11 protein-coding genes, 15 tRNA genes and 1 rRNA gene are annotated in these 13542 nt (G+C 34.4%); 2 read left to right on the top strand and 25 right to left on the bottom strand.

Going from position 1 to position 13542, the window contains the following annotated elements; translation table 11 throughout:
• Nucleotides 1-598: 598 nt before the first annotated feature.
• The 5 genes from ACFS5O_RS00525 to ACFS5O_RS00505 form a co-directional block, all read right to left on the bottom strand.
• Nucleotides 599-1267 carry a hypothetical protein gene (locus ACFS5O_RS00525; RefSeq protein WP_205724515.1) on the bottom strand — a complete coding sequence of 223 codons (669 nt, stop codon included), beginning with the start codon at nucleotides 1265-1267 and terminating at the stop codon, nucleotides 599-601.
• Nucleotides 1267-1512 carry a hypothetical protein gene (locus tag ACFS5O_RS00520; protein ID WP_205724514.1) on the bottom strand — a complete coding sequence of 82 codons (246 nt, stop codon included), beginning with the start codon at nucleotides 1510-1512 and terminating at the stop codon, nucleotides 1267-1269. The genes ACFS5O_RS00525 and ACFS5O_RS00520 overlap by 1 nt, the downstream gene beginning before the upstream one ends.
• Nucleotides 1505-1933 carry a hypothetical protein gene (locus tag ACFS5O_RS00515; RefSeq protein WP_205724513.1) on the bottom strand — a complete coding sequence of 143 codons (429 nt, stop codon included), beginning with the start codon at nucleotides 1931-1933 and terminating at the stop codon, nucleotides 1505-1507. The genes ACFS5O_RS00520 and ACFS5O_RS00515 overlap by 8 nt, the downstream gene beginning before the upstream one ends.
• Nucleotides 1920-2204 (bottom strand): hypothetical protein, encoded by a 285-nt coding sequence (locus ACFS5O_RS00510; protein ID WP_205724512.1) that lies wholly within the window; start codon nucleotides 2202-2204, stop codon nucleotides 1920-1922. Before ACFS5O_RS00510 ends, ACFS5O_RS00515 begins: the two co-directional genes overlap by 14 nt.
• 932 nt (nucleotides 2205-3136) lie before the next feature.
• Entirely contained in the window at nucleotides 3137-3487 is a 351-nt protein-coding gene (locus tag ACFS5O_RS00505; protein ID WP_205724753.1) for a type II toxin-antitoxin system PemK/MazF family toxin, read from the bottom strand.
• A gap of 867 nt (nucleotides 3488-4354) precedes the next feature.
• Here ACFS5O_RS00505 and ACFS5O_RS00500 point away from each other — a divergent pair.
• On the top strand, nucleotides 4355-4906 hold the full coding sequence (locus ACFS5O_RS00500; protein WP_205724511.1) for a recombinase family protein: 552 nt from the start codon (nucleotides 4355-4357) through the stop codon (nucleotides 4904-4906).
• A 328-nt stretch (nucleotides 4907-5234) separates the two neighbouring features.
• Nucleotides 5235-6521 carry a helix-turn-helix domain-containing protein gene (locus ACFS5O_RS00495; RefSeq protein WP_205724510.1) on the top strand — a complete coding sequence of 429 codons (1287 nt, stop codon included), beginning with the start codon at nucleotides 5235-5237 and terminating at the stop codon, nucleotides 6519-6521.
• 620 nt (nucleotides 6522-7141) lie between these two features.
• Here the strand turns inward: ACFS5O_RS00495 and ACFS5O_RS00490 are convergent.
• From ACFS5O_RS00490 to rrf, 20 genes are all read right to left on the bottom strand, one after another.
• The gene (locus ACFS5O_RS00490) at nucleotides 7142-7966 is read right to left on the bottom strand and encodes a hypothetical protein (RefSeq protein WP_205724509.1); all 825 of its coding nucleotides are present in this window, start codon (nucleotides 7964-7966) and stop codon (nucleotides 7142-7144) included.
• Nucleotides 7967-8050: 84 nt separating this feature from the next.
• Nucleotides 8051-8710 (bottom strand): hypothetical protein, encoded by a 660-nt coding sequence (locus ACFS5O_RS00485; protein ID WP_205724508.1) that lies wholly within the window; start codon nucleotides 8708-8710, stop codon nucleotides 8051-8053.
• A 189-nt stretch (nucleotides 8711-8899) separates the two neighbouring features.
• The gene (locus tag ACFS5O_RS00480; protein WP_205724507.1) at nucleotides 8900-9526 is read right to left on the bottom strand and encodes a hypothetical protein; all 627 of its coding nucleotides are present in this window, start codon (nucleotides 9524-9526) and stop codon (nucleotides 8900-8902) included.
• Between the two features lie 989 nt (nucleotides 9527-10515).
• Nucleotides 10516-11508 (bottom strand): tyrosine-type recombinase/integrase, encoded by a 993-nt coding sequence (locus ACFS5O_RS00475; RefSeq protein ID WP_205724505.1) that lies wholly within the window; start codon nucleotides 11506-11508, stop codon nucleotides 10516-10518.
• A 161-nt stretch (nucleotides 11509-11669) separates the two neighbouring features.
• Nucleotides 11670-11754: transfer RNA gene (locus ACFS5O_RS00470), tRNA-Leu, on the bottom strand.
• A 27-nt stretch (nucleotides 11755-11781) separates the two neighbouring features.
• Nucleotides 11782-11856: transfer RNA gene (locus tag ACFS5O_RS00465), tRNA-Cys, on the bottom strand.
• A 12-nt stretch (nucleotides 11857-11868) separates the two neighbouring features.
• Nucleotides 11869-11943: transfer RNA gene (locus ACFS5O_RS00460), tRNA-Gly, on the bottom strand.
• A 60-nt stretch (nucleotides 11944-12003) separates the two neighbouring features.
• Nucleotides 12004-12078, bottom strand: a tRNA-Gln gene (locus tag ACFS5O_RS00455).
• A 9-nt stretch (nucleotides 12079-12087) separates the two neighbouring features.
• Nucleotides 12088-12163 (bottom strand) — tRNA-His (locus ACFS5O_RS00450).
• 14 nt (nucleotides 12164-12177) lie between these two features.
• A tRNA-Trp gene (locus ACFS5O_RS00445) sits at nucleotides 12178-12251 on the bottom strand.
• 17 nt (nucleotides 12252-12268) lie between these two features.
• Nucleotides 12269-12353: transfer RNA gene (locus ACFS5O_RS00440), tRNA-Tyr, on the bottom strand.
• Between the two features lie 82 nt (nucleotides 12354-12435).
• Nucleotides 12436-12511: transfer RNA gene (locus ACFS5O_RS00435), tRNA-Thr, on the bottom strand.
• A gap of 8 nt (nucleotides 12512-12519) precedes the next feature.
• A tRNA-Phe gene (locus tag ACFS5O_RS00430) sits at nucleotides 12520-12595 on the bottom strand.
• A gap of 43 nt (nucleotides 12596-12638) precedes the next feature.
• Nucleotides 12639-12714 (bottom strand) — tRNA-Asp (locus ACFS5O_RS00425).
• An 89-nt stretch (nucleotides 12715-12803) separates the two neighbouring features.
• Nucleotides 12804-12880, bottom strand: a tRNA-Met gene (locus ACFS5O_RS00420).
• A gap of 25 nt (nucleotides 12881-12905) precedes the next feature.
• Nucleotides 12906-12981 (bottom strand) — tRNA-Val (locus tag ACFS5O_RS00415).
• A gap of 17 nt (nucleotides 12982-12998) precedes the next feature.
• Nucleotides 12999-13073: transfer RNA gene (locus ACFS5O_RS00410), tRNA-Glu, on the bottom strand.
• A 28-nt stretch (nucleotides 13074-13101) separates the two neighbouring features.
• Nucleotides 13102-13193 (bottom strand) — tRNA-Ser (locus ACFS5O_RS00405).
• A gap of 4 nt (nucleotides 13194-13197) precedes the next feature.
• Nucleotides 13198-13272 (bottom strand) — tRNA-Asn (locus tag ACFS5O_RS00400).
• A gap of 10 nt (nucleotides 13273-13282) precedes the next feature.
• Nucleotides 13283-13398 (bottom strand): 5S ribosomal RNA (gene rrf / locus ACFS5O_RS00395).
• Nucleotides 13399-13542 lie beyond the last annotated feature (144 nt).

Raw genomic sequence — 13542 nt, 5'->3', positions numbered from 1 at the left:
ATTCAGTTTGACTTTTACAGGGGGTAACGACAATTTGTTTCATTCTGAATAGTAAACCCTTAGGAAGCCATTTTTGACTTCCTAAGTCCTTGATACTATTGATTTCAGCTATGGTTAATTTGTCGTTTACTATTAAACTTTCTATGTGTTTTTTTCCTAGCCAATGCCCTACAGTTATCACTACAGTAGTTACTGGCACTGGATGAAGGTTTAAAAGGCTTATTACATTGGTTACAGTGTTTATATGTGAATAGCTTAACTTCAACCACTTTATCTATACCTACAACATTCTTTTCAAAGTATTCACATTTAGCTTCTTCGCAAAGGAACTTATGTCCGTTGTACTCAAAAGGTGTTACTAATGGGCATGCTATGTCTCTTACCACACACATTCCATCCACATAATTAGCACATTTTGATTTCACTAAAACTTTTCTATTCATTTTTATCACTCTTCCTTAGTCGATTATTAATATTCAAAAAACAGATACAAAAAAGGAAGCACTGTAAGGGAATTAGATGATAGGTTACTCGCCTATGCCAATCTAACTTCGCTACAATGCTTCCTAGCAACACGCTTGCTTATTCAATTAGCACCTTATAAATCTTTCTTGTGTGAGAATCTTATCAGGTAAGATAAATCTTCAGGCTTTATAGTACCTTTAATAAGCTGCCTTATTTCGTCTAAAGACAACTGTAGATAAACACCATTGAATCTATCCTTATAGCTAGGGATAGGGGCGGTTAGCACATCTATTTCTGTGTATATGCCGTTAGTTCTTCCAGCGTTGTACTGAATCTGTTGAAGCTGCACGTCTACATCCTTTAGTTCCTGTAGTACTGCTGCTTCTTTTTGGATAGAATCAACATATAGCTTTTTAGAGTGCATCATCATAGCGTAAGCCTTAGCTTCAGCTATCTTTTTATCATTCCTAAACATATTATCCAAATCAGTAACCTTATCGGCTGATTCAATCAAGTAGTTAGATAGTAACTTTTTAAGAATCATTACTTCCTCTGTTTTCCGTACTACTTCAGCTTCAAGCTTGGCTAGTTTCTTCTTAAGTTTATCTTCAAAGCTAGAATCACCTTCAACTACACGCTTTTCAATAGCAGGTGTCAATTCAACTTCATTTATGAACTTAATTTCTAGCTTCATATCCTCAATAGCTTTTTCTGAAGCTTCAATATCATTATTAAACTTTGAAACTCTGATGTTGTATTCCTCTACAAATTGAAGCACTTTATCTTTTGCTTTCGCTGACATTATTCATTACCTTCTTTCTTATCGTGAATCACCATATAAGGGAGGCTATTGCGAAACAGGTGTACATCTTTAGCATCAACGTAAGCTACTCCGTGTTTAAACTCATAGCCCGCACGCTTACCGTTGAACTTGTGAACTACATTTCCTTTTGTTGTTTTGCTAATAGAAGGTAATACTTCAACCTTTACCTTTTCTTGATTAGCATAATAGTTTCTAATAAAGTCTAATCTGTCTTGATTACTCATTTGTAACTTCCTCTTTTCTTAGTATTAGTAACTGAAAATTTCTAACATCTTGCATATCGTTTCTTCTTATCCAGCCAATAATGTTTCTTTCCATAGTTTTATGAAGGGAATGAAAGAAAAGCTTCCGGTTTATGATAGCACTTCCCTTATTGTTATAAGATTTCTTGTTAGTTGTCTCCTTCAGTAAATCTAAGCTACCTACAGCCTTATGAATATACCGTTTTAACAGCTGATTAAATACTTGTTTTGCTTCTTTTGAGATATACAACAAGGGCTGCCTATCATAGTTTAAGTCTAGCTGTTGTATCTGCTGAATTAGTAAGTCTATTCGTAGATTCCTTACTTCTGTGGTAATCTCACGCTTATTCCATTCAGTTGATATATCAGTTAACTCATGTACGATTTCATCAATTAACTTCATCTGCTTTCACCTTCTTCTGTTTAGTTACAAGCTGATTGATAATAACTAATTCAGCCACTTCCAAGCCTTGTTTAAAAAGTAGTTCTAATATGTTTTCACGCTGATATTGTTTAAAAGTGTCATGTTTTAAGTGGTAATGAATATTCGGCCGTGTACATCCAAGCCTTACAGCTAGAAACTTATAATCAATTCCGTAAAGCCTTAATAACGCCTTCAGTGTTTTTTCATCTAACAGCTTCATTACTTCTGTTTTGTCGTATTTATTCATCATGTTTTGATAGTCCTTTCGTTTTTAGGCAATGAAAAAAGACAGTTGCCTGGCTAGGAGGAAGCCAAGTAACTGTCAATTATTGCGATTCAGTTTGCCGTGTTTACTGAATCTATGTTGGGATTGGTAATGGCAAAAGAGAAATCATACCTTGCCCTAAGTAGTGATTTCATTTGTCCGTAGGAATGATAAAAATCATTCCCTTACTCTTATAAGTGCTAAAACAGGTGAAAGTACTACAGTTATCTTTATTTTTGTTAAAAAGACATTGTTGATATAGCAGCATTTAGTTTGAATTTCGTTTAATCACCGTAGATCACTGTGATTAAACTGTAATTGTTAAAATCGGTTCTACATTTTCACTAAGAAAGTTGAAGATAGCGAGGGCCAGAAAACGTTGATATAGCTGGGATTATTGGACTGTCACAAAATCTTAATATTTCTTTTGTCGTACTTTGACCTATTTTAACGCTATATATACTGTAGAAGTGTAACGCTAATATAACTGTAGTATTCTGTTAGAACCTTAGGTTCTTCGGTAATACTTCGGTAATAGCGTAACAAACTCGAAGCTAAAGCTTCTCGTAACTTACTCACTAACGTTCGTAAGTTAACACTTATAAAAACCTAACTGTTATTAATACTCTATAACAGAAAATAATAGTGTCAGATACAGTTAATAAATTTAATGGATTTACCGGAACGAAGTGAAGGTAAAGACATTTGGCGAAGCCAAAGAAATAACACTAATACAGGATTATAGTTTCAATTGTTTAGTTATAGTAAAGTTTGTTTACCTAACCAATTAAAGAATCTTTATCTATGTGGTAAAGAATCTTAACCTAACCTAATACATTTATTCCCTCACTTGCTTTTAATTAGTTGGTGGGGGAAATTTGTTGTTTTCAAAATAAAAAAAGCACTCCGAAGAATGCCTAAAAATCAATTAACCCTAACTGAACTGATAAAGCTTCATCCACTTTATTCATCATTTCTTCATCAAGATGAGTGATTTTATCTTTGAGTCTTTGCTTATCAACTGTTAGTGTTTGTTCCACAATAATTACTGAATCTTTTTCGAATCCCCATCGTTTAGCATCTATTTCTACATGAGTTGGTAATTTTGCCTTTTGAATTTGTGCCGTAATAGGGGCTATGTTAATGACTGGTGAGAATTTGTTAGCTATATCATTTGATACCACTAAAACCGGTCGTACTCCACCTAGTTCAGAACCGACAACAGGGGATAGGTCAGCAAAATATATATCTCCTCTTGTTAAAGTCATGAATTGTTCGAGATTTACAGATGATACATTTGGATTTTCTCTTTCCACTTCTTGCTGATTCCCGTTAGTTTGTTGAATTGGTTTTTCATCTTGTGTATATTTTAATTCTTGACTTTCTTCATTCGGCAGTATAAAGGATTTTTCCGATTCTTTATAAGCTTTTCTAAGTGATTTTACCTCGGTATTTGTATTTGTGACTTCTTTTTCTAGTTTTTCGAGTTTATGTATTAAATCTCTCATTGTGTCTGTATTTGAAATAATCTTATCTAAACCCACTTGAACTTTTTCTTCTTTATTGCTTGATTTTACACTTTCAGCAACTGCAATTATTATAGCGACTATGGCTAATGCAATAGATACTAGTCCGCTTCCGATTGAAATTAAATCCGATATGGAAATTTTTTCAGTGATATTTAAAAATATAGCAGTTAAAAGAAAGATAATTATTGTTATTAAAATACTAACAATCCATTTCCAATCCCTCGGCCTCATTTTGTCCTTTTCTTCAATTCCACCTTCCATATATTACCTCCTCTAATTTGATATTATAATTGAAATAAGAGGAAAATTCGACACATTTTTTTACTGCATATAAGAGAAATATTAAGGAGATACCGATTAACCAAGAAAACGGGGCATATTTTGAAATCTCTTTTAATTGAGAAATTTTATTTTTAAAGGAATCTATATTTAAAATTGGTCATGACCATGCCTTCCACTGAAATTTCTTGAGGTCTACCGCTGGCTTACTAGAAGTAAAAACTTACCCAAAACTTAACAGTATTGACACCGAATTCTATAAGCAGTATTATCAAGATATCAGAAGGTGTCAAAACATAGTGTCATAATTGAAGGGGAACAATACATATGAAATACGGCTATGCACGAGTAAGTACAGTATCACAAGAGTTAGAAGTACAACTACAAGCACTTGAAAAAGAAGGCTGTAATAAAATTTATTCAGAGAAGTTTACGGGGACTAAATCAGATAGGCCACAATTTAAAGAATTACTAAAACTACTATCTGAAGGTGATACGCTAGTTGTTACTAAACTAGATAGGCTAGCCAGGAATACTGTAGAAGGAATAGAGATAGTTAAGGGCCTATTTTCTAAAGGGATTAGGGTACATGTATTAAACGTAGGTTTACTGGAAGATACCACTATGGGTAGATTCTTCTTAACCACTTTACTTGCTGTGGCAGAAATGGAAAGGAATCTTATCATAGAACGTACACAGGAAGGTAAGGCCATTGCAAAACAGCGTGAGGATTACAGAGAGGGCCGGCCCAACAAGTTCAGTAAGAAACAGCTGGAACACGCTTTAAAATTATTGGAAACACGTTCTTACAAACAAGTTGAGGAAATAACAGGCATATCTAAAAGTACCCTCATCAGGGCCAAAAAAAAAATAGTTTAGCCTTGTTTTAGTTAAAACATTGAACAAAATATTTGAGACCCCCCCCCACGGGGGCCACCCCCTTCTTCCCCAGCAAACTACCTCACGATAAAATTTTTATCATTTTTATAAACTTTGCTTGTTATTAATAGGAATGATTTTTAATTTTTTTTTGAAACTAAAAAGTTAAGTTAAGTTAAGTTAAGTTAAGTTAAGTTGACTGAAATTACATTAACTTTATATTATATAAAATTTATTTTTCGTAGTCAATAAATTTTCTGGTTTTTTTTAGATGAAATATGATATTATTTTTGTGAAAGTATTACCGTAATGACTGGGAGGTGTCATATTGAATTTTCAAGAATCTAAAGATGAAAACAAAATTCCGAGTTTAAAAGTAATTAAAACCAATAGGTATAGCAGCAGAAAAGCATATCAATGTTTAAATAAAATAATTTACCTCGACTGTATTCATTGTGGGGTTACTGAGATTAATAACTTCGGTGAAGATTATCGGGGTTTTATGGGGAAACGTTCGGAATGTACCCCTTGCCGAAGAAGGACTAAAGATGCCAGGAATAAAATTGGTTCAAAGGTTAAATTATCAGTATCTGATGGACAAAAAGAGTTTACATATTATTTAGTCAGTCAGGCCAGGAGATATGCATTTAAAGATTCTAGCGAAGAAATTTACTTTATTTGCACTGTTTGTGAAAAGGTAAAGGAAATTAATGAATTTTATAATGAAACAGGTAGTCTCCTTAACAAGAAAAGTTCTTGTAAGAATTGTACTGACAAGAAGAACGACAAGTGGAAACTTGATAATACCCACCGTTACTTAGAAACTCATAGAAAATACTATTATAAAAATCGAGAAGAGATTCGTAAACAAGTTAAGAAGTTTAGAGATGAAAATAAACAACATATTTATTTACAAAAAAAAGCATTTAGAGAACGACACCGTGAAAAGCTATACTTTAAGAAAAAAAATTATAGGGAAAAAAATAAAGAAAAAGAAAGGATGCGAATCAAAAAATGGTTTGAGAATAATCCACTAAAACAGCGTTTTTATAGTCAACTTCGTTTAGCACGAAAAAAAGCTTTACCCGATACATTAACAGAAAAACAATTATCTGAAATTTTAGCCAGATATAATAACTTATGCTGTTTAACTGGTGCAGAGGCAGATTTAGACCATGTTATCCCTCTTTTCATCGGCCATGGAGGAACAACTTATGAAAATATATTACCTTTATCAAAAGTACTTAATGGTTCAAAACAAGATAAAAATATATTCGAATGGGCTAAATTAGTTCATAAAGATTTTGGTTTTACAATGGAACGCTTCAAAAAAGTTATAAATGAAATTTCGAATAGGAACGGCATGACATATGAAGAATATGAAAAATATTACAATTGGTGTTTTGATAATCCCCAAATGCAAGCAAAATTTATAATACGAAACCGCAAATTGGAACAAGAAGCATTTCTTATTAAATTGGAAGAAGCAATAAAAATGTATACTAAAGGTTTTGCTATAAAAGAGATAGAAAGAGAAGTTGGTATAACAAGGAACACCATTTATAGACATATTAAAAAAAGAGGTATGAGGTGTAACAGAAGGGAACGAGATTAAACAATAATATTAAAGAAATAACCTCTAATATATCATTACTTTATTTAGGTTTCCTTTAGGAGGACGAGAGAATTGGTGCTTTCATTAATATTGGTGATTGATGTCATTATTTCCTTACTATGTAGTAGTTTTTAAAAGGTTCAAATCCTTGAAAAGGGAATGTATATAGTGAAACGCACTGTTAGGAAAGTAAAAAGTTTTACTTGATAAATGGGGAGTTAAAATAATTCTTTCGATGCTGTGCTATTGGCTTTGCTTTACGCAGCAATAAAGCACCCTACTTTTGTTTTTTTATCAAGCACAACTAACATAGGTACGTTCTCATATGATTTCTCGTTCTTTAATAAACTTAACTTTGTTGATTTTAGTCTTGAATAATCAGCAAGTTTGGTCAATGATGCGTTCAGCTTCCCTTTTTCCTTTTTATATGTTTAATTTCTTTTATTGGTTGTTTCAGCAACCCTTTAAAGCGTGGTGGTTATAATACCCCAGTGCGGACAAAACCCCTATATTCTTTATTACTGGTTCATGACAATTTCCAGCAGTGTAGATATAGGGGATTTTTTTGTGATTACAATACAATAAGCTAACAACTTTAACAGTGCACAATTCTATCTTAATTAAAAAGGTAATTCATTATCTTGTGCTTCTTTAACAAATCTAATTAATATGTTTTTGCTTACCCTTTTAGGGTCAATTTGATTGAAACGAAGGTACTCAATAAATTCTTGTTTACGAATAACAATATCAGCTGAATCAAAAGTATCTTTTGTTTCATTAATGTAATTAGCGATTACTTGTTTTAAACCAGAAGGAATAATATCATAATTAGATGTTTTAGTGCTGGCGACTTCCTTCTTGAAAACTGATAATTCTCCACGTATAGCACTCATTTCATCCAAAATTAATTGGTTTACGTCCGAAACGGTTGTTTGTTCTAGTGATGGTATTTTAAATTCTCCAAAATTCCCTAAAAATGTAGAAAAGTTTGGGTCACTTATGGATTTCTCGTAGGTTAATTTAATTCTTCTAGCTAATTCTTTTTTAAAATCCACTACCTTACTAAAACGTAAATCTTTAGGGTAGGTTATATGTTCAATTACACCAGTATCAAAAATAAAGTCTGTTTCATCATCCTTAATTAGTATCGTAGGTTTATCAAAAGTTAATCTCATTCCAAGTTCAAAAAGAACATTTGGGTTTCTTCCACTAATATCACATACTACAATATCTGCATTATAGAGATTTTGAATGATTCTTTTATGTATTACATCTATTTCTCCATCAGAATTACTAACAATCTCAGTTGTGAAATTAAATTCCGATATTAGCTGTGTGGATTCAATAATTATGGTTTTTACTTCTGACCAATGTTCTGCTGTATATCCTGGCATTGCAGCTATAGGCATAATAATTCCACATCTTTTAGCTTGTACTTTTTCCAATTCCCTTACCTACTTTCCACAATTTTCTTCTATACAATACATAACACTACATATGATATTTAACTATAAACCCCAAAAACTTAACTACACATTTGATAAATCATAAATATTATTATCAATCTGACTAACATCTTGGTTATTTAAAACCATTAAGTAAATACCCTCAGCCTTAAATGTTAGTAATTTTATCTCATTTATCAATTCATCAATAAATGATTTAGAACTGTTATCATAGACTTCAAAATACCAAAATGTATTAACTATAAATAATAAATTTACACCAGAATAATTTTTTAGACTTTTCTTTTTGAATGATTCTGTTACTTGTTTTAAATATTCTTTACTTCTATATTTTAAACTTTTTCCATCCCCAAAACGTGTATCACCTAATCCATTTTTAATTAATCTTTTTGCATCTTCAAATTCCCACTTACCATTTACATAAGTTGTTAGTTCAAACTTTTGTTGGGTTCCATCCTGCTTTAAAATTAAACCATCGTAACCTTGATTACCTATAACTATTTTCACCTTTGAATTATTCTCGAAAAAACGTGACCGACTAAAACAATACATTGGATAAAATTCTTCAAGTAACTCTTTAAAGAGTCCCTTTTTTAAAAGACTTAATTGATAGTAATCATCATCTAGATGTATTTCACGTTTTTTTTCTTCAAAATAAACTTCCATTTCTTCAGGTGTTCTAAAACCTTCAATATCACTTAAAAATTCATCAGCACTTTTCAAGAAAAATCTCCTTTATTCAATACTTACATAATTATATCTTACATCCTTTCTTGTTGGAATTATTTTCAATAAATAAAAACACTGATATTACAATTCTTCTCACTCGATATTTAAGACTTGCTGTTATTACCCTTAATTGGTGTATAGGAAAAACACACTGGAATATATGTGTGTTTTAATTTTTTGCTTCTATTCAATTGATTTTCTTGACTCTACAGTAAGAGTCAAAAAACACTTAACGACTTCACAAAATTCAATGCAAAATTCTTTTTGAATTAATATCTGTCCCCTATTTGATAACTCAATAGTAGGAATTTTATTAATAATGACATTTAACTCTTTTTGTTTATTCGCATTAGAAATATTGTCAATATCACCACCGTTATGAACTAGACAATTTCTAATTTTATTATAATCATTGATGTTATTCCATTCGATACTTTCAAATGGTGTATGTATACCATAGACTTGTTTAAAATACTTCTTGCCCTTTTCAATACCACTACCCTTAATACTTCTTAACTTCTCTTTATTATCACATTGATTTAATAAATGGTATTCTAGATACGAATATATGCTTATGAATATTGAATTTCTTAAAAAGGATGGATACAATTCAGAGTAATCGTGGTATTCATCAACATGCCAATCCCAATAATTTTCTTGTTCATCTTCGTGTAATGCTTCTGCTTTTTTTATATAATCATCTGCTTTAGCCCATAAATTGTGTTCAACTTCATTTAAATATTTTATAAAATCATCTAATTGGCTTAAAACCATTAACTTAAAAACTACATTGTTTCCTCTTAAATACATCAAATCACCTTTTTAAGCTATAACGTTGTTTAAAGCCTAAACTACTCACGTACTTCTTTCAAGCCTTTATATGTCTTTGCCATGCTGTTTTAGCTTCAAGATATTCAATACCACTCATAGTTCTTTGCTGAAGATAACGATACATAGTAAACTGAATCATCAGCATATAGGATAGTAATTCCCTTTGCATAACCTTCATCACGTTTAATTCTGCCATTTCTCCCCACTGTTCCATATCCAGTTCATAATTCCCATGTTTAGGTTCGTTACCACCCTGAAGTTCCTTTAAGATGCTGAATAGCAGTTTTCTTCTGTCCGATTATCATCATCCCCTTTTAGCCAATAGTTCGACATATTACTTCTTAATTCCTGTATTTCCCTGAAATATGGGGTTGACTTTGTTTTTCTCTTTTGTCTGAATTTTTGGGATGGGTGGAAAACGGCTGGACACAGAAAATGACTACCTTTTAGCAATAAACAAGTAAATGTTTAAAGCTAAAAAGCAGACGTTCATGTACTTCTGAATTTCCCTTCAAGGAATTGTATCCGTGTGTATCACCCTAGTTTAAACGCTGGTTTTCACCACAATGAACTTTTCACATACAAAGCTTGTCCTATATGCTGAAGCTGTTTATTCTCCTTATTCATCGCTACCTGCACCTTAATGCACCAAGCAACCCACCGAACCGATTATGTGCGTTCTCCACATAGACTTTCCACACAGAAACTAGGAACTGCTTAACGTGGAAACGCTGAACTTTTTGCATCTGCTTCAGCTTACATATCTAGGTTTTATTTACTTGCTATTAGTAGGCATTCCAGCAAGTGAACAACACCATTTCCCCACAAAAGGGTACAATTTAATAAACCTTGCTTCATCCAATTTTTTTCGATAAGATGAATTAAAGCTGGTACTGTTCAGTATTCAGTTTTTTACATTTGTTTTACTTTGGTCACGTGTTGGTAGCACGTGGCTTTTTCTTTTGTCTTTATATATCACGTCTCTCCAGTACCTTAATAGGTGAAAACTTCTTGTGGCTTTCACGTACATCAGTTCCAAATAGGTTTACATATGTCTTAACTATTTCCATACTTGTATGGCCAAGAATAGCTTGAAGTTCAAAGATATTAGCACCCTGTTGGACACTTAATTTTGCAAATGTATGTCTGAATGTATGACAGCTGCAACGTACCCCTTTTATATCAGCAAGTACCCCATACTTTTCAATTCTGTTCTGTATACCTCGTCTAGTTAAAGCTGTTCCATCTATCGTTACAAACAATGAATTACTTTCAACATAACCACGAATAGCTACATACTTTTTAAGCTGATTCTTCATTTCATTTTGTATAGGTACTAAACGTTCCCTGTAACTCTTTGCATTTCTGATGCAGATAAGGTTATCTTCCCAACGTACATCAGCAAGTGTTAAACCTACTAATTCATTCACACGTATGCCGGTTTCCAAAAACATCATCATAATAGTGTAATCACGTACACCAGTGAATGTTTTTAATTCCGGTTGTCGAAACAACTTATTCAATTGTTCCTTTGTGAATGTTGGAATAACACGCTTCCTATCCTTCAGTAATTTGATATTAACCATAGGATTCTTTGGTATGTGTTTTTCCCTGTAAAGAAAGTTAAAAAAAGAACGTAAAGCACGTAAACGGGTATTAATTGAAACTATCCTTGAACCTTTTGTATTACGCATATAAAGGATTACATTTTCTTTTATATGTTCTTCAGTTACATTCCCAGGTTTAAATGTGGTTAATTTAATCCCCTGTTCAGCAAGATGTGTAAGAAATGCTGAAATCTCATTCCGGTAATACTTAATTGTGTATGGTCTTAAATTACGTAAATCACACTCCTTTTCAAACAGTTCTAAAGCATCCTTAAATGCTTCAACATACGATTGCTTATTTTTACGCACAATGGAAAGTTCAGCATCATTTAAAGCGTTCTTACGTCTTGTCATAACTTGTATTACACCTCCATCCAAGCACACGATTAGTTCACACGATTAGAAGTGATTCTGTATTAGGTATTTACAGTAAAATGAACACAAAAAAACCGTTCCCCACACTGTGAGAAACGGTTAATATTACGGTTATATTCACTGTTAAATTACTAAAAAAATGGTACCGGTGGTCGGGGTCGAACCGACACTCCAGAAGGAACACGATTTTGAGTCGTGCGCGTCTGCCAATTCCGCCACACCGGCATTTGAATCTTTTTGAATTGGAATTTATGGAGGCGGCACCCGGATTCGAACCGGGGGATAAGGGTTTTGCAGACCCGTGCCTTACCACTTGGCTATGCCGCCAGAAAACAAAAATGGAGCGGAAGACGGGATTCGAACCCGCGACCCCAACCTTGGCAAGGTTGTATTCTACCACTGAACTACTTCCGCAAACATTTAATTAACTTATAATATGTTTGTTAAAATCATCTTATGTTATAAAAATAAAAATGGCTGGGCTAGCTGGATTCGAACCAACGCATGTCGCAGTCAAAGTGCGATGCCTTACCGCTTGGCTATAGCCCAAAATTTAAATGGGGCGGACGAGGGGAATCGAACCCCCGAATGTCGGAACCACAATCCGATGCGTTAACCACTTCGCCACGACCGCCACAGTATTAAAATTGGCAGGGGCAGTAGGAATCGAACCCACACCAAAGGTTTTGGAGACCTTCGTTCTACCTTTAAACTATGCCCCTATATAAGGAATAAAAGATGGTGGAGGGGGACGGATTCGAACCGCCGAACCCGGAGGGAGCGGATTTACAGTCCGCCGCGTTTAGCCACTTCGCTACCCCTCCACGAATGAAGACAGGTTTTATTATAAAACATAATCACCCTGTTTTTCAATAAGTTTTTTGTTCCAATTCAGGAAGAAAAAACTGGTGCCGGCTAGAGGACTTGAACCCCCAACCTACTGATTACAAGTCAGTTGCTCTACCAATTGAGCTAAACCGGCAAAAAAAATGGTGGCTCGAGACGGAATCGAACCGCCGACACGAGGATTTTCAGTCCTCTGCTCTACCGACTGAGCTATCGAGCCAAGAAAAAATCTTGGTGTTATAAAGCCACCGTTTAAATAAAAATGGCGGACCCGACCGGGGTCGAACCGGCGATCTCCTGCGTGACAGGCAGGCATGTTAACCACTACACCACGAGTCCATTCATGAAATAAAATTGGTTGCACCCTAAGGGCACTACAGATATTTCATGGTCAAGAAGTAATCTCGACGTTGTCCATGAAATAAAATTGGTTGCGGGGACAGGATTTGAACCTGCGACCTTCGGGTTATGAGCCCGACGAGCTACCAGACTGCTCCACCCCGCGATGATATATATGATATAAAAGTTAATGGTGGAGGATGACGGGTTCGAACCGCCGACCCCCTGCTTGTAAGGCAGGTGCTCTCCCAGCTGAGCTAATCCTCCAAAGTATTTATAAGAAATGGTGACCCGTACGGGATTCGAACCCGTGTTACCGCCGTGAAAGGGCGGTGTCTTAACCGCTTGACCAACGGGCCAGTTGTTTTTATTTAGAGAGTATGTATCTGGCGGAGAGCAAGGGATTCGAACCCTTGATACGGGGTTGACCGTATACACGATTTCCAATCGTGCTCCTTCGACCTCTCGGACAGCTCTCCAATATGGCTCCACAGGTAGGACTCGAACCTACGACCGATCGGTTAACAGCCGATAGCTCTACCACTGAGCTACTGTGGAATATGTATTGGCTCAGCGACGTCCTACTCTAACAGGGGGAAACCCCCAACTACCATCGGCGCTAAAGAGCTTAACTTCCGTGTTCGGTATGGGAACGGGTGTGACCTCTTTGCCATCATCACTGAACCAAATTATATTGAGAGATGTTCTCTCAAAACTAGATACGACGTTTCCAAACGTTATGCTTTTTTAAGGATAAGCCCTCGACCGATTAGTATCTGTCAGCTCCACGTGTCACCACGCTTCCACACCAGACCTATCAACCTCATC

The sequence above is a fragment of the Fictibacillus nanhaiensis genome, from assembly GCF_042686385.1.
GTDB lineage: Bacteria > Bacillota > Bacilli > Bacillales > Fictibacillaceae > Fictibacillus > Fictibacillus nanhaiensis.
This window is presented reverse-complemented; position numbering and strand designations above follow the sequence as displayed.